Source organism: Pseudomonas sp. RIT-PI-q (assembly GCF_001297125.1).
GTDB lineage: Bacteria > Pseudomonadota > Gammaproteobacteria > Pseudomonadales > Pseudomonadaceae > Aquipseudomonas.
This window is the reverse complement of record NZ_LHPC01000030.1, coordinates 31,440-50,838: the sequence shown is the minus strand read 5'-3', so window position 1 is coordinate 50,838 and position 19,399 is coordinate 31,440. Positions and strand designations below refer to the sequence as shown.

The window sequence follows — 19,399 nt, the reverse complement described above, 5'->3', positions numbered from 1 at the left end:
GTCACTCGTCGACATCAGAGTCCTCGGAAGTCGACACCTCCATTTCAGCCTGTTCGATCACGGCTTCGACGCCGAAATCGGTGCTGGTTTTTTTGAAGTAAGCGATCAGTGTTTGCACGCTCTGCGCATTCAGCGGATTACCCCTCAGGTTGATGCTTTCGGCGATTTCCAGTGGCAGCTCCAGGATGTCGTGGGGGATGTGGGTGATCGCGTTGTCACTCAGGTCGGCGACATCCAGTCGTGTCAGATTCAGCAGGCCCGGCGGCAGTTCAGTGATACCCGTATGGGTCAGCAGCAGGGTGGATAGATCCGGCATCTGACTGACGTCGGGAGCCAATCCCAGCGGGTTGTTGCTCAGGTCCAGATAGTCGAGTTGCTCCAGCTGCGCCAGTGCCTGCACGGCTTGAGCGGTCAGGGTAATTTCACATTCGCTCAGTGCCAGCGACGTCAACTTGCCCATTCTGAAGAGGGCTTCAGGCATTTCGTGCAGTGCGTAATCACGGATGGTCAGGCTCTTCAGTTGAGGAAAACTCTGTAGAAAACGCCCGGCGCCGGAGGTCAGTCCGGCGTCACTGTGCATGTACAGCAGTGACACATGGCTGAAGTCCGCCTGCAATACAGGCAGTTCGCCGGTGATGATGGTGCTCAGCGTCAGCTCATGGCTGGGCTCGTTGTCCTGATTGAAATCGTCCAGGTCAGTCTCTCGGCGCCAGCAGCGTTCCACCCGCTGTTTGAATTCATCGCGGGTGGCGTGTTCGATCATCACTTGCTGTGGGGTAAAGGGTTCGCCGCTGACCGGGTGAAGCGCGGGGATGTCGGCAGTCCAGGCGGCCAGTTCGTTGCGCAAGGTGTCGTACTCGGTTTCCAGGTGTGCCAGTTCGACTCGGCCCTCGGCCAGCGACCCAGGCTGGCGGTAGATGAACGCACTGGCCTCTTCCTGATCCAGTCGCGGATAAAGCACTTGCAGGCGCCGGATATCGGCCTGTTCGGCGAAGATGCCGAAGTCGCGATCAGTCAGGTTGAAATGAATCTTTATGCGTTCACGGCCTGCGGTGGAAATCGGATTTCCTCCCAGGTCGAAACCCTCCTGGGTTTTGTTGGGCAGGCTGAAAAGTGCGGCCGGCAGTTCCTCGATCCGGTTGTCATTGAGCAAGGCCGTTCGCAGGCGTGGCCGCGTCAGCAATCCGGGGGGAAGTTGGTGCAGGCCGGTGCTGGAAAGGTCGATGTAGTTCAATTCAGGCATGTTCTCCAGAGAGGGGGACACACCGAGCGGATTTTTGTACAGATCGAGCACGCGCAAGTGCTTCAGGGCCGAAAGGGTGGCCTGATTCTGTTCGGTGAGGGTCACTGCGCAATCGCTGAGGATCAGTTCGCTGAGTTGCGGCCAGCGCGCAATGGCATCCGGCAACTGACCCAATTCGAAATCGCGCATCGCCAGACGATTGAGTCCGGAAAATCCCTTCAAAAAATCATTCACACCGCGCGTGGCGCGATGGCCTTCAAGCAGCAGGTTGCGCACCTGAGGGAAATCAACGGTCAGCCTGGGCAGCTCTCCCCAAATCGGCTGGGAGAAATTGAAGGAAAGCGGTTCGTCATTGGCGCTGTCGTGTGTGGCCTGGCGGCGCCAGCAGTCCAGTAACCGGCCTGTCATCTCCCTGCGCCCTTGCCGTTGCGTGGCGTATTGCTCGACGCTCAATCTGATTGACGTATCCGGGACAAACAGCGGTATCGCGTCACGCCACGCATTCAGTTCATCGAACAATTGCGCGTGTTGATTGAACAGGCGCTGGAGTTCGGCACGTGGCCCGCCGGGATTTCGTTGCAATCGCTCGGCAAAGGCCTCGAGTGCCTCTGGTGTCAGATGGGGAAACAGCCGGTAGATGTGGCTTTGCAAGGAAGGCGTGTTGGCCGGCATCCGCCGATAGCCATCCGACCCGCCCAGCAAACGCATCACCGCCGGATCATAGGTGGGCTTGAGGATCGGCTGTTGCGCCAGCAACGCACGCAACATTTCACGATTGACGGCGTGGGTGCAAATTAGCTGTTTGAATCTTTCGCCTTCTCCGATGTTGATATTCAGGGCGATTCGCTCACTGTCGGGCAGCGCCTGCAACAGACTGGAATAGAGAGTGTCGGTGTTGTTGAGCGGCTCGCCCGCCTCATCGTAGGCTTGATAGGCGCCTGCATCGGTCAACACCAGAACCTTGCGCGAAAGGGCGTCGGGGTTGCCGATGCGGTCGATCAACAGTCCGTCGTGAGCGTATTGGCGGATCTCCAGTTGCAGTTGTCCCGACCATCCAGGCAAGTGCTCCAGCGTGTGTAACACCAAGCGATCGGTGTCGAGATTGTTACGCGTCGAGTGCAACTCGAGGCCTTCATAAGTGCGAGTCACCCGCACTTGCAGGCCTGCTTCTTGCGCCAGATCCGTGAGGCGTTTCGACACCGTTCCTCGCTCCAGTTGCTGCCGTTCCTGGGCGCTGGTGGTGTCGAGCAGCGCTTCGGCGAGGCTGGTGGGCAAGCCAGGCTCGGTGTCGATGATTCGCTGCACCAAGGGGCGCGCAGCGTGTTCGAGTCGGCGGTACTGCTGGCTGAAAAGGCTTTCCCGCTTGGCTTCGGTGAGCTCGGCCAGGGTGCGGCGCAGTGATCTCGCGCCGGCATCGTCGAGTGTTGGCAGGAGCGTTTTGATCAGGCCGCCATTGTCCAGTTGCGCTTGATTGACCTGTACCACGAGTTGGTCGGCAATGACGCGTTCCCAGACGGTTTTCCCTGTCGGATCGACCAGTCGCAGCCCTTGATCCGCCGGCCAGAAAGCGTAGTCGCAGAGCAGTTCCAGTTGCATCACCGGATCGGCCTTCAGGTACTCGTCTGGACGATCGCTGCCGATTTGCTCGATGAAAGTCTGAAGATTCCGGTCAATCTTGAAGCGTTTCAACGTGTCGGCCAGCAGCGGTGGCATTTGCTCGGTATTCACATGCATTTTGCGCAGGACGTCTTCGTGGCAGCCGCTGATGGTCAGCATGCGTTCGCGCTCGCTCGCGGAAAAACCTTGCATGTCCGGGCCGATGCGCCGCAGCAAAGTGGCCTGGTCCCAGGTCAGTGGTTGATCGAGTTCAGTCTGCCAGGCGCCTTGGTCGTTGTGCCTCAGGGTCGGTTGGTAGGCCTCGGGGCGAGTGGGGTGTTCGATGCGATGCTGACCGGTCAGCTTTTTAACTGAGTACAGGTTGTCGTCGAGTGTCAGCAGGGTTTTGCCTTGATGCTGGTGCAATCCCGTCGCGTCAGGTTTCGCGTCTTTTGGAAGTGCGACGGAATGCTCGTAAGCCGTCAGGTCAGGCTTCCAGTAACGGCTGTCGTCATTCGGTCGTTTCACTGAATTAAAGCGGTCGATGAACTGCACGATTTCCCGCGGCAGCACCGCGCGAAATTCGCTGACTGCAATCGCGCCACCCGCGGCGAAGGTGCCCAGTTGCACCGCAGATTCGACCAGCGCCATGAAATGTTCGAACGCTTCTGTCGTCTGGCCTTCAGCCCAATCGACGATGCTTTCGAAGGTGTCGTCGAGCAATTGGTACGCGATGTACGCCAGCATCAGTTCGCCGAGGAACGGCACGAACGGCAGCGCAATGAAGGCTGCGATGTTCAGCAGTGCCGAGGCGATTTCCGTGAAGGAGTCCCATAACGCCCAGCGCGCTTTGCGGTCGACGGTGGCGGTGGAGATGGCGATGACACGCGCATCATTAAGGATCTTGTCGAGTTGGCGTTGATAGAGATGAATCCACAGGTCGCCTTCGATCGGCGTTGCCACCATTTGCAGGTTCGGGCGCTGGTTGGGGGTTTCTCTCCAGGTCGGACGCGGATCGCCAGGTTGCACCGGTTGCCAGGTAATGGGGCTGAGTTGGCTATTCAATTGAGCGAAGAAGTACCCGCGATCCTCATGGTCTACGAAGCGGCTGAAGAATTGTTGATAGGCCGGATCGCGCAGGCGCTGGCTTAGCTCCTCGGCGAATGCAGCAGGCGAGGCGTATTCCTTGATCGGATGCTCGGGGTCGTCAGGGATATAGGCCACTACCCGGACCGCTTCGCGGGCGCGCTGCAGTTCCGGAGCAAACAGCAGAATGCCGGTCAGGCGGGCATTCATGATTGTCAGTTCATGGCATCGCCATGGCTGTCGGTGCAAACGCGTAAGCGGCCGGTTGTCGACCAGGCTGAGGATCAGGCGATGGACATCGCTATCCAGCAGGTTTTGCATCTGTGCCATGTGCAGCGCAGCGGTCAGGGCGGTTTGCTGGCTCTGGCGAATGTTCGGTTGCAGAATCGCCGCCGCCACTGGATTGCTGATGCCCAGGTTATCTTCGAGATACTGTTTATAGCGCTCGCCGATGTCGAGTTCACGGCACAGCAGGGCGAACGCTGCGATAGGCATCGTCTGCAGAATCTGCGGCAGTGTTTTGAACTGCCCGGTGGAAGAGGGCGGTGTGATGTAAGTCGACGCAGGCTCAAAGGCGTCGGTTTCGGTTTCGGCGCTTTCGAAGTTGTGCAGCGCGGCATCCAGCAGCGATACGGTCCAGATGCGCGCAGCACCGGATTTCAATCGCAGCCAAGGGAGGTGCGCGGGGATGTACAGGCGCAGGAACGTCTGGCTGACGTCCAGATCCAGATTGAAACGCTGCTTGATGGCGGCCTGAAGCAGGGGGGCGGAGAATGCACTGGCGTTCTGCAGACGCATAAGGGTCTGATCAACCCGGTTTTGAGCCGTCCAGTGGCGAGCATTCAATGTGCTCAATTCTGCGTGTTGACTGCGGGGTGCATTCTTGATTGCGTCGGGCAGACGTGGCTTGGTTTTCGAAAGCGCATCGCGTTTTTGTCTGGAGGCCTGCGTCAGCCAATGAGGGATAACGCGGGTCAGGTGCTGGTAGTGAGCGTCCGGTCTGAACGGCGGTGGTAAGGCTGGTTCGATGTCGAAGTTCATGGAGGGGCCATTTACGTTTCAGAAGGCCCACAGCAAACCCCACGAATATCGACCCTGTGCGGTACATATTTACCGCCACCGTGAAATCGTCTTGAGTAAGATCCCGCCAAGCCTGCCGCAAACCCCGGCAGCAGTTTAAACTGCGCCTTTGCGACCCTATATGTCGCATTGCCGTAAACCCGGGAAAATCCGGGGTTTGCGCTATAAGAAGTTGTCGCTTGGCGGCAAGGCCGGGCTGAAAACTGTCCTTACAATCCTCACCAAGCTCGCCAGTTTCAGGCGGGTGTTCCTCATCAGGAGACTCCGATGTCCGTTGAGCACGCTGCGGTACAACGCGCCGATTTCGACCAGGTAATGGTTCCCAACTATGCGCCTGCCGCATTCATTCCTGTGCGTGGCGCCGGTTCCCGCGTTTGGGACCAGTCTGGCCGCGAGCTGATCGACTTCGCCGGCGGGATTGCCGTTAACGTTTTGGGTCACGCACACCCGGCGCTGGTCGCAGCGTTGACTGAGCAAGCGAACAAGCTGTGGCACGTGTCCAACGTGTTCACCAATGAGCCGGCCCTGCGCCTGGCCCATAAGCTGATCGACGCCACGTTTGCCGACCGCGCCTTCTTCTGCAACTCCGGCGCCGAAGCCAACGAGGCCGCTTTCAAGCTGGCCCGTCGCGTCGGTTTTGATCGGTTCGGCAGCGAGAAGTACGAAATCATCGCCGCGCTCAACAGCTTCCACGGTCGTACCCTGTTCACCGTCAACGTCGGTGGCCAGTCGAAGTATTCCGATGGCTTCGGTCCGAAAATCACCGGTATCACCCACGTACCGTTCAACGATCTGGCCGCGCTGAAAGCTGCCATTTCCGACAAGACCTGCGCGGTGGTGCTGGAACCTATCCAGGGCGAGAGCGGCGTGATCCCGGCCGAACTTGAATACCTGCAAGGCGCCCGCGAACTCTGCACCGCGCACAACGCTCTGCTGATTTTTGACGAAGTGCAAACCGGCATGGGCCGCAGCGGCAAGCTGTTCGCCTACCAGCATTACGGCGTGACCCCGGACATCCTGACCAGCGCCAAGAGCCTGGGCGGCGGTTTCCCGATCGCGGCCATGCTGACCACCGAAGACCTGGCCAAACACCTAGTCGTCGGCACCCACGGCACCACGTATGGCGGCAACCCGCTGGCGTGCGCGGTCGCTGAAGCGGTGATCGACGTGGTCAACACCCCTGAAGTGCTGGCCGGCGTCAACGCCAAGCACGACAAGTTCAAGGCTCGCCTGGAGCAGATCGGCGAGAAATACAGCCTGTTCACCCAGGTTCGTGGCATGGGCCTGTTGATCGGTTGCGTGCTGAGCGAAGCCTGGAAAGGCAAGGCCAAGGACATCTTCAACGCCGCTGAAAAAGAAGGCCTGATGATTCTGCAAGCCGGCCCGGACGTGGTGCGTTTCGCCCCAAGCCTGGTGGTTGAAGACGCCGATATCGATGCCGGCCTGGACCGCTTCGAACGCGCTGCGGCAAAACTGACACAAGCCTGATAGACCCTTCGACGCCTGAGATTTCAGGCGTCGAACCCAATTTTTATACCGGGCCCGCTTCCCTGTAGGAGCGAAGCTTGCTCGCGAAGGTGTGTCAGCCACAGTGATGTCGACTGACACACCTTCGCGAGCAAGCTTCGCTCCTACAAGGGTCCGGCTTATTTTCCTCAAGAGTTTTACGAGAAAGGAGTGACACCATGCTGGTGATGCGCCCCGCGCAAATGGCTGATCTGGGCGAGGTACAGCGTCTGGCTGCGGACAGCCCGATTGGTGTCACTTCCTTGCCGGATGACGTTGAACGCCTGAGCGACAAGATCGCCGCGAGCGAAGCGTCGTTCGCCGCTGAAGTCAGCTTCAACGGTGAAGAGAGCTACTTCTTCGTCCTCGAAGATTCCGCCACCGGCAAACTGGTGGGCTGCTCGGCCATCGTGGCCTCGGCCGGTTATTCGGAGCCGTTTTACAGCTTCCGTAACGAAACCTTCGTCCACGCCTCCCGCGAGCTGAAGATCCACAACAAGATCCACGTGCTTTCGCAGTGCCACGACCTGACCGGCAACAGCTTGCTGACCAGTTTCTACGTGCAGCGCGAGCTGGTGGGTTCGCCGTGGGCGGAACTGAATTCTCGTGGTCGTCTGCTGTTCGTCGCCAGCCATCCGGAGCGTTTTGCCGATTCCGTGGTGACCGAGATCGTCGGTTACAGCGATGAAAACGGTGATTCGCCTTTCTGGGACGCCATCGGTCGCAACTTCTTCGACCTCAACTACGCCGAAGCCGAACGCCTGTGCGGGCTGAAAAGCCGCACGTTCCTTGCCGAGCTGATGCCGCATTACCCGATCTACGTACCGCTGCTGCCGGACTCTGCTCAAGAAGCGATGGGCCAGGTGCACCCACGTGCGCAGATCACCTTCGACATCCTGATGCGCGAAGGCTTCGAGACCGATCACTACATCGACATTTTCGACGGTGGCCCGACGCTGCACGCGCGCGTTTCGGGGATCCGTTCGATCGCCCAGAGCCGTGTGGTCCCGGTGAAGATCGGTGAGCCGGTCAAAGGCGCCGGTCGTCAGTACCTGGTGGCCAACGCCCAGTTGCAGGATTACCGCGCCGTGTTGCTTGAGCTCGATTACGCGCCAGGCAAACCCGTGACCCTGGATCTGGAAGCGGCCGAAGCCCTGGGCGTCGGTGAAGGTGCCAGCGTGCGCCTGGTCGCGGTTTGACGCCTGTTGATTGCCTAGAAAGCAGCGAAGTTTCACGGGTGGCGCAAGCGGCCCGTTTGAGGAGATAGCATGATCGTTCGTCCCGTACGCAGCAGCGATTTACCCGCTCTGATCGACCTGGCCCGCAGCACCGGCACCGGCCTGACCACCTTGCCGGCCAACGAAGAACGTCTGGCCCATCGGGTCGGCTGGGCCGAGAAGACCTTTCGCGGCGAAGCCGGGCGGGGCGATGCGGACTACCTGTTCGTGCTCGAAGATGACAACGGTCGCGTGGTGGGCATTTCCGCCATCGCCGGCGCCGTCGGTCTGCGTGAGCCTTGGTACAACTTCCGGGTCGGCCTGACCGTCAGCGCTTCTCAAGAGCTGAACATCTACCGCGAAATCCCGACGCTGTTCCTGGCCAACGACCTGACCGGCAACTCCGAGCTGTGCTCGCTGTTCCTCCACGCCGATTACCGCACGGGCCTTAACGGCCGCATGCTGGCCAAGGCGCGGATGGTCTTCATCGCCGAGTTCCCGCAGCTGTTCGGCAACAAGATCATCGCCGAGATGCGCGGCATGTCCGACGAAGCCGGCCGTTCGCCGTTCTGGGAAAGCCTGGGTCGGCACTTCTTCAAGATGGAATTCAGCCAGGCCGATTACCTGACGGGTGTCGGCAACAAGGCGTTCATCGCCGAACTGATGCCGAAATTCCCGCTGTACACCTGCTTCCTGTCGCCTGACGCGCGCAACGTGATCGGCCAGGTGCATCCGGACACCGAGCCGGCATTGGCCATGCTCAAGAGCGAAGGTTTCAGCTACCAAGGCTACGTCGATATCTTCGACGCAGGTCCTGCGGTGGAGTGCGAAACCAGCAAGATCCGCGCAGTCCGCGACAGCCAGGCGCTGGTACTGGCCATCGGTACGCCGGGTGACGACGCCACGCCATTCCTGATTCACAACCGCAAGCGCGAAGACTGCCGGATCACTGCCGCGCCAGCACGCTTCGCCGCCGGCACGCTGGTGGTCGATCCGCTGACCGCCAAACGTCTTCAACTCAACGCCGGCGATCAAGTACGCGCCGTTCCGTTGTCCGCTGCTCGGGAGTCCAAATAATGAATTCGCTATACATCGCAGGTGAATGGCTGGCCGGTCAAGGCGAAGCCTTTCAATCGCTGAACCCGGTGACCCAGCAAGTGCTGTGGGCCGGCGAAGGCGCCACCGCCGCTCAGGTCGAATCCGCCGTGCAAGCCGCGCGTCAGGCGTTCCCGGGCTGGGCCCGTCGCACCCTGGAAGAACGCATCGCCGTGTTGGAGGCCTTTGCCGCCGCGCTGAAGAACAACGCTGACGAACTGGCTCGCACCATCGGTGAGGAAACCGGCAAACCCCTGTGGGAAGCGTCGACCGAAGTCCCCAGCATGGTCAACAAGATTGCGACCTCGGCGCAGAGCTCCCGCGACCGCACCGGCGAGAAGAGCGCCCCGCTGGGCGACGCCACCGCCGTATTGCGCCACAAGCCACACGGCGTGGTGGCGGTGTTCGGTCCGTACAATTTCCCTGGTCACTTGCCGAACGGTCACATCGTCCCGGCGCTGCTGGCCGGTAACAGCGTGCTGTTCAAGCCCAGCGAACTGACGCCGAAAGTGGCTGAATTGACGGTCAAGTGCTGGATCGAAGCCGGCTTGCCGGCCGGCGTGTTGAACCTGCTGCAAGGCGCTCGTGAAACCGGTATCGCCCTGGCGGCGAACCCGGGCATCGACGGGTTGTTCTTCACCGGTTCGAGCCGCACCGGCAATCACCTGCACCAACAGTTTGCTGGTCGTCCGGACAAGATCCTTGCGTTGGAGATGGGCGGTAACAACCCGCTGGTTGTCGATCAGGTCGCCGACCTCGATGCTGCCGTCTACACCATCATTCAGTCGGCGTTCATTTCTGCCGGTCAACGTTGCACCTGTGCGCGCCGCTTGCTGGTGCCGCAAGGCGCCTGGGGTGACACACTGTTGGCGCGACTGGTGGCGGTCAGCTCGACGATTGAGGTCGGTGCATTCGATCAGCAGCCGGCGCCGTTCATGGGCTCGGTGATTTCCCTGGGTGCTGCAAAAGCACTGATGGAAGCGCAGGAACATCTGCTGGCCAACGGCGCGGTGGCATTGCTGGAAATGACTCAACCGCAGGCGCAAGCCGCGTTGCTGACGCCTGGCATTCTGGACGTGACAGCGGTTGCCGACCGTCCTGACGAAGAGCTGTTCGGCCCGTTGCTGCAAGTGATCCGCTACGCTGATTTTGAAGCGGCGATCGCTGAAGCCAACGACACGGACTATGGCCTGGCGGCCGGTTTGCTGTCGGACTCCGAAGCGCGTTATCAGCAGTTCTGGCTGGAAAGCCGCGCTGGTATCGTGAACTGGAACAAACAGCTGACCGGCGCGGCGAGCAGCGCGCCATTCGGCGGCGTCGGCGCCTCGGGCAACCACCGCGCCAGCGCCTACTACGCGGCCGATTACTGCGCGTACCCGGTAGCCTCGCTGGAAACCCCGAGCCTGGTGTTGCCAGCGACTTTGACGCCTGGCGTGAAGATGGCCTGACGGCCATTCGCGGGCAAGCCTCGCTCCTACAGGTTCAGTGGTGTTCACACATGTTGTGTACGACGCATCCCCCGTAGGAGCGAGGCTTGCCCGCGAAGGCCGCGCCTCGGTCTAAAAGAATTGTTACCTGAAGCCTATAACAACAGATTCTCGTGGAGCCTCGCTGATGAAATCCTATGAAGTCAATTTTGACGGTCTAGTGGGGCCGACCCATAACTACGGCGGCCTGTCTTACGGCAACGTCGCGTCCCAGAGCAACAGCCAGCAGTCTTCGAACCCGAAGGAAGCCGCGCTGCAAGGCCTGGCAAAAATGAAAGCGCTGATGGAAATGGGCTTTCAACAAGGCATCCTCGCCCCGCAGGAACGCCCGGACGTGGCAGCCCTGCGCCGTTTGGGTTTCAGCGGCACCGACGCCCAAGTGATCGAGCAAGCGGCCAAAGACGCGATGCCATTGCTGGTGGCCAGCTGCTCGGCGTCGAGCATGTGGGTGGCGAACGCCGCCACGGTCAGCCCGAGCGCTGACACGGCGGATGGCCGCGTGCATTTCACCGCGGCCAACCTGAACTGCAAATACCACCGCAGCATCGAACACCCGACCACCAGCCGTGTGCTGGGCGCCATGTTCGCCGACCAGAAGCACTTCGCGCACCACGCCGCCTTGCCGGCCGTGGCGCAGTTCGGTGACGAAGGCGCGGCCAACCACACGCGTTTCTGCCGTGAATACGGTGAGGCAGGCGTCGAGTTTTTCGTGTTTGGTCGTAGCGCGTTCGACACCCGTTATCCGGCGCCGCAGAAATACCCGGCGCGCCAGACCCTCGAAGCGTCCCAGGCCGTTGCCCGCCTGCACGGTTTGAGCGATGACGGCGTGGTCTACGCCCAGCAGAACCCTTCGGTGATCGATCAGGGCGTGTTCCACAACGACGTGATCGCTGTGGGTAACGGCGAAGTACTGTTCTATCACGAGGACGCGTTCCTCGACACCGAGCAGATGCTGGCTGAATTGCAGAGCAAACTCGCCAAAGTCGGTGGGAAATTTCAGTCGATCTGCGTACCGCGTTCGGCGGTCACCGTGGAAGACGCGGTTCGTTCCTACTTGTTCAATAGCCAACTGCTGACGCGTCCTGACGGCTCCATGCTGTTGATCGTGCCGGAAGAATGCCATGGCAACGAGCGTGTCTGGCAATACCTGCAAGGTTTGACCAGCTCCGGCGGCCTGATCCGCGAAATCAAAGTCTTCGATCTCAAGCAAAGCATGCAGAACGGCGGTGGGCCAGCTTGCCTGCGACTACGCGTCGCGCTCAACGAAACCGAACTGGCGGCCGTCAACCCAGGGGTTATCATGACGGCACCGTTGTACGGCACGTTGACCGAATGGGTCGACAAGCACTACCGCGACCGCATGGCCGAAACCGACCTGGCGGACCCGCAATTGCTGCTTGAGTGCCGGACGGCACTGGATGAACTGACGCAAATCCTTAAACTGGGCGCGGTTTATCCATTCCAGATCAATTGAACGTCGAGAGCGTAAAAACATGAGCGATACCCTGCAGCTGATCCTTGAAGACACCGACGGCACGCAACTGGAAACGTCCTGCACCCGCGTCGCGGTCCTGTGGCAAGGCAAAGAGCTGTGGATCCAGCAGGACGGCCGTGGCCAACTGCTGATCGGCGTGGACGTCGAAGAAGGTGACGCTGAATACGCAAACCTGCTGCTGCGCCCATTGGCGACTAATCTGGTAAGTCTGCAACTGGAAATGGAACCGGCTGAAGTCGGTGACGAAGACCACGTGCACGGCCCGGATTGCGCACACGACCACTAAGGAAACCGCTCTATGCTCGCCCTCGGCAAACTGCTTGAACTGACCCTCGCCGGCCGCGAACCGGCGGAGAAGACTCAACTGACTGTCGAAGGCGTGCGCATGCGCTGGTTGAGCGAAGGTGCGCTGGAAGTCCGGCCGCCTGAGGCGCGCGACAACGGCCTGGACCTGCTGCTATCGGCCGGCATCCATGGCAACGAAACAGCGCCGATCGAGTTGCTCGATCGCCTGTTGCATGACATCGCTCGCGGCGATCTGAAGCCGCGCGCCCGTATTCTGTTCCTGTTCGGCAACCCCGAAGCGATTCGCAAAGGCGAGCGTTTCGTCGAGCAGGATGTCAATCGGCTGTTCAATGGCCGTCACGAACAAAGCAGCGGCTTCGAAGCCCTGCGCGCCTGTGAGCTGGAGCGGCTGGCGGCCAGTTTCTTCAGCCTGCCGGACCGTAACCGTCTGCACTACGACCTGCACACCGCGATTCGCGGCTCGAAAATCGAGCAGTTCGCCTTGTATCCGTGGAAAGAAGGTCGTCAGCACTCACGCCTGGAACTGTCGCGCTTGCGGGCTGCCGGCATGGAAGCGGTGTTATTGCAGAACAAGCCATCCATCGTGTTCAGCTCCTATACCTACGACAAGCTCGGTGCCGAGTCTTTCACCCTCGAACTGGGCAAGGCCCGGCCATTCGGGCAGAACGCCGGGGTCAATGTCGATCTGCTGGAAACCCGCCTGAAGCAGATCATCGAAGGCAACGAGCCGGCCCCTACCGAAGAGGCGCTGGACGGTTTGCAACTGTTCAGCGTGGCACGGGAAATCATCAAGCACAGCGATAGTTTCCGCTTGAACCTGCCAGCCGATATCGAGAATTTTTCGGAATTGGAAGTGGGTTATCTGCTGGCCGAAGACATCGCCCAGACCCGCTGGATCATCGAGGAGGAGGGCGCCCGGATCATCTTCCCGAACCCCAAGGTGAAGAACGGCCTGCGCGCCGGCATCCTGATCGTGCCAACCAGCGACGAAAACCTCGCCTGAAAAAACGCTGTCCCTTGTAGGAGCGAGGCTTGCCCGCGAAGGCGATTCAACATTCAACATCACTGTTGATTATGAAATCGCCTTCGCGGGCAAGCCTCGCTCCTACAGGGACGGGTTTTGTATTTACACCGCTACCGCACGCGGCTCACTGCGACGCAATGCACGCATCTTGTGCAGCGTATCCGCGCAAGTCTTCGCCGCTTCCTGGCCTTTGTGCACGAAATGCTCAAAGAAGAACTTATGATGCAATTCTTCACCGGCATGGAAGTGGTGCGGGGTCAAAGACACCGAGAACACCGGCACTTCGGTTTCCAGCTGAACCTGCATCAGGCCGCTGACTACCGACTGGGCAACGAACTCGTGACGGTAGATCCCGCCATCCACCACCAGGGCTGCGGCAACGATGCCGGCATAACGTCCGGTCTTGGCGAGTAACTTGGCGTGCAGCGGCATTTCAAACGCACCGCCGACTTCGAAGAAATCGATGTCCGATTCCTGATAACCCTGGGCAATCATTTCGGCCACAAAGCCCTTACGGCTCTGATCGACGATATCCTTGTGCCAGCAGGCCTGGATAAACGCGACGCGCTCGCCCTGATGGTTTTTGCTTTTGCTATCGATTGCGGTGGGTTGCATGTTCTGGTTCCTGTTTGTGTGAAAAACAGGGCTTATGAATCGAATGGGATTTAAGGGTACGCACGCTCGCACGAATACCGGCGGACGGCCCTTTGGCGCCAATCCCGTTCTCTCTTCATCCGGACTATGACCGTCGGCCCCGGGATCACACCGGGTCTGCTGACCTTGCCGCCAGTCACTGCCGAAGCTGTGCTGCCACCAAGCGCTCGCGGGCTATGCGCATTGCGCGCAATTACCGCCGGTGGGGAGTTGCACCCCGCCCTGAGAACGTTTTGCCGCCAGAATGTTTGGCGGCGAAGCGTTTTTATCACATATTTCTCAGATGTGCATTGCTGCTATCTGATGATTGCTATCGACTTTTTCGTCGGTTCAAGAAGCCTTTTCCCGCTCAAGGGTTGATTATTCGTCGCCATGACCGCAGTAATTCCTACTTGAAAGGGATTTTCCCCTGCTTACCGAGGCCAGATTCATGAGCGTTATCGATCTTCGCAGCGACACCGTCACCCAACCGACCTCCGGCATGCTCCACGCGATGGCCAACGCGGCCACCGGTGACGACGTTTACGGCGAGGATCCGACGGTCAATCGCCTGGAAGAAGAATTGGCTCGACGGCTGGGTTTTGCCGCCGCGCTGTTCGTCCCGACTGGCACCATGAGCAACCTGCTGGGCCTGATGGCCCATTGCGAACGCGGTGACGAGTACATCGTCGGCCAGCAGGCCCACACGTATAAGTACGAAGGCGGCGGTGCGGCGGTGCTCGGTTCGATCCAGCCACAGCCGCTGGAAGTGCAAGCCGATGGTTCGCTGGACCTGGCGCAGGTCGCCGCAGCGATCAAGCCGGACGACTTCCATTTCGCCCGTACCCGTTTGCTGGCGCTGGAAAACACCATGCAGGGCAAGGTTCTGCCGCTGGATTACCTGGCAAAGGCGCGCAGTTTTACCCGCGAGCATGGGCTGCAGTTGCACCTGGACGGCGCTCGGCTATACAACGCAGCGGTCAAACTGGGTGTCGATGCCCGTGAAATCACGCAGTATTTCGATTCGGTCTCGGTCTGCCTGTCCAAAGGTTTGGGCGCGCCGGTCGGTTCGGTGCTGTGCGGCTCGGCGGAGTTGATTGGCAAGGCGCGGCGCCTGCGCAAAATGGTCGGTGGTGGCATGCGCCAGGCCGGTATTCTGGCGGCGGCAGGTTTGTACGCCCTGGATAAAAACGTGCAGCGTTTGGCCGACGACCACGCCAACGCGCAGTTTTTGGCCGACGGTCTGCGCAAGGCCGGCTACAGCGTCGAGCCGGTGCAGACCAACATGGTTTACGTGCAGATGGGCGATAAGGCTGAAGCGATCAAAGCCTTCGCCGCCGAGCGTGGGATCAAACTCAGCGCTGCCGGTCGCCTGCGAATGGTCACGCACATGGACGTCAGTCGTGCGCAAATCGAGAAGGTTATCGCTACATTTGTCGACTTTTCTCGCAACTGACCGTGTTAGCCGTCCAATTGACTGTTTGTAACGTACAAACACACTGTACCTAGTCACTAACGCCGATATAATGCGGCCCTTTGCCGTCGCTTCGTCTGTTGACGTTTCGCACAGGCCTTTGGCCGCAGCCTCCGTGGAAGAACCTAATGAAAAGCGCAGAAATCCGTGAAGCCTTCCTTCGCTTCTTCGAAGAGCAAGGCCACACCCGTGTAGCCTCCAGCTCTTTGATTCCGGGCAACGACCCAACCCTGCTGTTCACTAACGCGGGGATGAACCAGTTCAAGGACTGCTTCCTGGGCCAGGAAAAGCGCGCGTACACCCGCGCCGTCAGCAGCCAGAAATGCGTACGCGCCGGCGGTAAGCACAACGACCTGGAAAACGTCGGTTATACCGCTCGTCACCACACCTTCTTCGAAATGCTGGGTAACTTCAGCTTCGGTGACTATTTCAAGCGTGATGCGATCACCTACGCCTGGAACTTCCTGACGTCCGAACAGTGGCTGAACCTGCCGAAAGAAAAGCTCTGGGTTACCGTCTACGCCAGTGACGACGAGGCCTACGACATCTGGACCAAGGAAATCGGCGTTCCGGCCGAGCGCATGGTTCGTATCGGCGACAACAAAGGCGCGCCGTACGCCTCCGATAACTTCTGGACCATGGGTGACACCGGCCCGTGCGGTCCGTGCACCGAGATTTTCTACGATCACGGCGCCGACATCTGGGGCGGCCCACCGGGCTCGCCGGAAGAAGACGGCGACCGTTACATCGAAATCTGGAACAACGTGTTCATGCAGTTCAACCGCACCGCCGATGGCGTGTTGCACCCGCTGCCAGCACCGTCGGTCGACACCGGCATGGGCCTGGAGCGGATCAGTGCCGTGCTGCAGCACGTTCACTCGAACTATGAAATCGACCTGTTCCAGAGCCTGTTGAGCGCATCGGCCAAGGCTATCGGTTGCAGCAACGACAATCAGGCTTCCCTGAAAGTCGTCGCCGACCACATTCGTTCTTGCGGTTTCCTGATTGCCGACGGCGTGCTGCCGTCCAACGAAGGCCGCGGCTACGTGCTGCGCCGGATCATCCGTCGCGCCTGCCGTCACGGCAACAAATTGGGCGCCAAGGGCAGTTTCTTCTACCAGATCGTTGCGGCCCTGGTCGCCGAGATGGGCGAAGCCTTCCCTGAACTGAAATCCCAGCAGGCGCACATCGAGCGCGTGCTGAAAGCTGAAGAAGAGCAGTTCTCCAAGACCCTGGAGCACGGCCTGAAAATTCTCGAGCAGGACCTGTCCGAGCTCAAAGGCGACGTGGTGCCGGGCGACGTGGTGTTCAAACTCTACGACACCTACGGTTTCCCGATGGACCTGACTGGCGACATCGCTCGCGAGCGCAGCCTGACCATCGACGAAGAAGGCTTTGAGCGCGAAATGGAAGCCCAGCGCGTCCGTGCCCGTTCCGCCAGCTCCTTCGGCATGGACTACAACAGCCTGGTCAAGGTTGATGTCGCCACCGAATTCACCGGTTACCACGCTACCAACGGTTCGGCCAAAGTCGTTGCTCTGTATAAAGAAGGGCAATCGGTCGACGTACTGAGCGAAGGCGAAGAGGGCGTGGTCGTTCTCGATCAGACACCGTTCTACGCTGAATCCGGCGGTCAGATCGGCGACTGTGGCTATCTGAAAGGCAGCAACGGTCGTTTCGACGTGCGCGACACCACCAAGACCGGCGGCGCATTCCTGCACCACGGTGTGTTGGCATCGGGTAGCCTGACGATCGGTTCGCCGGTTGAAGCGCAGGTTGAAGCTGACGTGCGTCACGCGACGTCGCTGAACCACTCGGCGACTCACTTGCTGCACGCCGCGTTGCGTCAGGTGCTGGGCGATCACGTTCAGCAGAAAGGCTCGTTGGTCGACAGTCAGCGCCTGCGCTTTGACTTCAGCCACTTCGAAGCCATCAAGCCTGAGCAGTTGAAGCAGCTGGAAGAGATCGTCAACGCCGAAATTCGCAAGAACTCCGCCGTTGAAACCGAAGAAACCGACATCGAAACCGCCAAGCAAAAAGGCGCCATGGCGCTGTTTGGCGAGAAGTACGGCGATAGCGTGCGCGTGCTGAGCATGGGCGGTGATTTCTCCGTCGAGCTGTGCGGTGGTATCCATGCCAACCGTACCGGCGACATCGGCCTGCTGAAAATCATCAGCGAAGGCGGTGTGGCTTCCGGCGTGCGTCGTATCGAAGCGGTCACCGGTGCTGCAGCGCTGGCATACTTGAACGCTGCCGAAGAACAACTCAAGGAAGCGGCCAACCTGGTCAAGGGTAGCCGCGACAACCTGATCGACAAGCTGTCGGCTGTGCTGGAGCGCAACCGTCTGCTGGAGAAGCAACTCGAACAGTTGCAGGCCAAGGCAGCCAGCGCGGCGGGCGACGATCTGTCGGCATCCGCGCTGGACGTCAAAGGCGTGAAAGTGCTGGCCGTGCGTCTGGACGGTCAGGATGGCAAGGCGCTGCTGGCGCTGGTCGATCAGCTGAAGAACAAACTCGGCCGCGCAGTGATCCTGCTCGGCAGTGTCCATGAGGAAAAGGTCGTTCTGGTTGCAGGCGTAACCAAAGACCTGACTGGCCAACTCAAAGCCGGTGATTTGATGAAGCAAGCCGCTGCGGCAGTGGGCGGGAAGGGCGGTGGTCGTCCAGACATGGCGCAAGGCGGCGGTATCGACGCTGGCGCACTGGATGCCGCATTGGCCCTGACCGTTCCATTTGTAGAGCAGGGTTTATAAGGCAGCGTGTCCGGCCCGCCGTCTAGTGGCGGGCCGGAATGCTGTTTGAGTGATTATTTGGGCGCCCTTCATGGGCAGAGGCGGCTTTGAAATGGCTTTGATCGTACAGAAATTTGGAGGCACCTCAGTCGGCACTGTCGAGAGAATCGAGCAGGTCGCCGACAAGGTTAAGAAATTCCGCGATGCCGGCGATGACCTGGTGGTTGTGCTGTCTGCAATGAGCGGCGAAACCAACCGTCTGATCGATCTGGCCAAGAAAATCAGTGGCGACGGCCAACCGGTTCCGCGTGAGCTGGATGTGATCGTCTCCACCGGCGAGCAGGTGACGATTGCACTGTTGGCCATGGCGCTGATCAAGCGCGGCGTGCCAGCAGTGTCCTACACCGGCAATCAGGTGCGGATCCTGACGGACAGCGCGCACAATAAAGCGCGTATCTTGCAGATTGATGACCAGAAGATTCGCGGTGATCTGAAGGCCGGTCGCGTGGTAGTTGTCGCCGGTTTCCAGGGCGTCGACGAGCACGGCAACATCACCACCCTCGGCCGTGGCGGTTCCGATACCACCGGCGTGGCGCTGGCAGCAGCCCTGAAGGCTGATGAATGCCAGATCTACACCGACGTCGACGGTGTCTACACCACCGACCCGCGAGTGGTGTCCGTGGCTCAGCGCCTGGACAAGATTACCTTCGAAGAGATGCTGGAAATGGCCAGCCTCGGTTCCAAGGTGTTGCAGATCCGTGCGGTCGAGTTCGCCGGCAAGTACAACGTTCCGCTGCGCGTACTGCACAGCTTCAAGGAGGGTCCGGGCACCCTCATTACTATTGATGAAGAGGAAACCATGGAACAGCCGATCATTTCCGGCATCGCTTTCAATCGCGATGAAGCCAAGCTGACCATCCGTGGCGTGCCAGACACCCCGGGCGTTGCGTTCAAGATTCTCGGCCCGATCAGTGCCGCGAACATCGAAGTCGACATGATCGTGCAGAACGTTGCGCACGATAACACCACCGACTTCACCTTCACCGTGCACCGCAACGACTTCCAGGCCGCACAAACCGTGCTGGAAAACACCGCTCGCGAGATCGGTGCCCGTGAAGTGGTGGGCGACATCAAGATCGCCAAGGTATCGATTGTCGGCGTCGGCATGCGTTCACACGCAGGCGTGGCCAGCCGTATGTTCGAATCCCTGGCCAAGGAAAGCATCAACATCCAGATGATCTCGACGTCGGAAATCAAAGTCTCCGTAGTGATCGAAGAGAAGTACCTGGAACTGGCTGTGCGCGCTCTGCACACGGCTTTCGAACTGGACGCTCCGGCCCGCCAGGGCGAGTGATGCGTTTGCCGAAGGGCGCGGTCTGACCGCGCCCTTTTGTTTTTTTGAATGGTGCGACCCCGAGGCTGTTC

12 protein-coding genes and 1 riboswitch are annotated in these 19,399 nt (G+C 59.9%); of the genes, 10 read left to right on the top strand and 2 right to left on the bottom strand.

The genetic code is table 11. The annotated features are described in order from the left end of the window. Position 1: 1 nt before the first annotated feature. Positions 2 to 4,966, bottom strand: a complete 4,965-nt coding sequence (locus AEQ67_RS16490) for a dermonecrotic toxin domain-containing protein (protein WP_059404899.1) — start codon at positions 4,964 to 4,966, stop codon at positions 2 to 4. A gap of 306 nt (positions 4,967 to 5,272) precedes the next feature. On the opposite strand from AEQ67_RS16490, the gene AEQ67_RS16485 reads away from it, so the two are divergent. The 7 genes from AEQ67_RS16485 to astE all read left to right on the top strand — a co-directional run bounded on the left by AEQ67_RS16485 (position 5,273) and on the right by astE (position 13,114). Further along, positions 5,273 to 6,493 carry an aspartate aminotransferase family protein gene (locus tag AEQ67_RS16485; protein ID WP_059404898.1) on the top strand — a complete coding sequence of 407 codons (1,221 nt, stop codon included), beginning with the start codon at positions 5,273 to 5,275 and terminating at the stop codon, positions 6,491 to 6,493. Positions 6,494 to 6,690: 197 nt separating this feature from the next. Further along, positions 6,691 to 7,710 (top strand): arginine/ornithine succinyltransferase subunit alpha, encoded by a 1,020-nt coding sequence (gene aruF, locus AEQ67_RS16480; RefSeq protein WP_059404897.1) that lies wholly within the window; start codon positions 6,691 to 6,693, stop codon positions 7,708 to 7,710. Positions 7,711 to 7,779: 69 nt separating this feature from the next. Continuing rightward, on the top strand, positions 7,780 to 8,805 hold the full coding sequence (astA, locus tag AEQ67_RS16475; protein WP_059404896.1) for an arginine N-succinyltransferase: 1,026 nt from the start codon (positions 7,780 to 7,782) through the stop codon (positions 8,803 to 8,805). Further along, a complete protein-coding gene (gene astD / locus AEQ67_RS16470) occupies positions 8,802 to 10,271 on the top strand; it encodes a succinylglutamate-semialdehyde dehydrogenase (RefSeq protein ID WP_177333656.1) in 1,470 nt (489 codons plus the stop codon). The genes astA and astD overlap by 4 nt, the downstream gene beginning before the upstream one ends. A gap of 166 nt (positions 10,272 to 10,437) precedes the next feature. Further along, positions 10,438 to 11,784 (top strand): N-succinylarginine dihydrolase, encoded by a 1,347-nt coding sequence (gene astB / locus AEQ67_RS16465; protein ID WP_059404894.1) that lies wholly within the window; start codon positions 10,438 to 10,440, stop codon positions 11,782 to 11,784. 19 nt (positions 11,785 to 11,803) lie between these two features. Further along, complete coding sequence (locus AEQ67_RS16460) at positions 11,804 to 12,091, top strand: hypothetical protein (RefSeq protein WP_010457234.1); 288 nt, start codon at positions 11,804 to 11,806, stop codon at positions 12,089 to 12,091. A gap of 12 nt (positions 12,092 to 12,103) precedes the next feature. Beyond that, positions 12,104 to 13,114 (top strand): succinylglutamate desuccinylase, encoded by a 1,011-nt coding sequence (astE, locus tag AEQ67_RS16455; RefSeq protein WP_059404893.1) that lies wholly within the window; start codon positions 12,104 to 12,106, stop codon positions 13,112 to 13,114. A gap of 123 nt (positions 13,115 to 13,237) precedes the next feature. Here the strand turns inward: astE and AEQ67_RS16450 are convergent, their stop codons facing one another. Beyond that, positions 13,238 to 13,750, bottom strand: coding sequence for a 6,7-dimethyl-8-ribityllumazine synthase (locus tag AEQ67_RS16450; protein ID WP_059404892.1), 513 nt, complete (start codon positions 13,748 to 13,750; stop codon positions 13,238 to 13,240). A gap of 102 nt (positions 13,751 to 13,852) precedes the next feature. Beyond that, positions 13,853 to 14,023, bottom strand: a riboswitch (FMN riboswitch). Positions 14,024 to 14,219: 196 nt separating this feature from the next. Between AEQ67_RS16450 and ltaE the strand changes: the two genes are divergently transcribed. From ltaE to AEQ67_RS16435, 3 genes are all read left to right on the top strand, one after another. Continuing rightward, positions 14,220 to 15,224: a low-specificity L-threonine aldolase gene (ltaE, locus tag AEQ67_RS16445; protein WP_059404891.1), complete on the top strand. Its 1,005-nt coding sequence runs from the start codon at positions 14,220 to 14,222 to the stop codon at positions 15,222 to 15,224. Positions 15,225 to 15,370: 146 nt separating this feature from the next. Beyond that, a complete protein-coding gene (alaS, locus tag AEQ67_RS16440) occupies positions 15,371 to 17,995 on the top strand; it encodes an alanine--tRNA ligase (protein WP_059404890.1) in 2,625 nt (874 codons plus the stop codon). Between the two features lie 91 nt (positions 17,996 to 18,086). Next, the gene (locus tag AEQ67_RS16435; protein WP_059404889.1) at positions 18,087 to 19,328 is read left to right on the top strand and encodes an aspartate kinase; all 1,242 of its coding nucleotides are present in this window, start codon (positions 18,087 to 18,089) and stop codon (positions 19,326 to 19,328) included. The last annotated feature ends 71 nt before the right edge of the window (positions 19,329 to 19,399 follow it).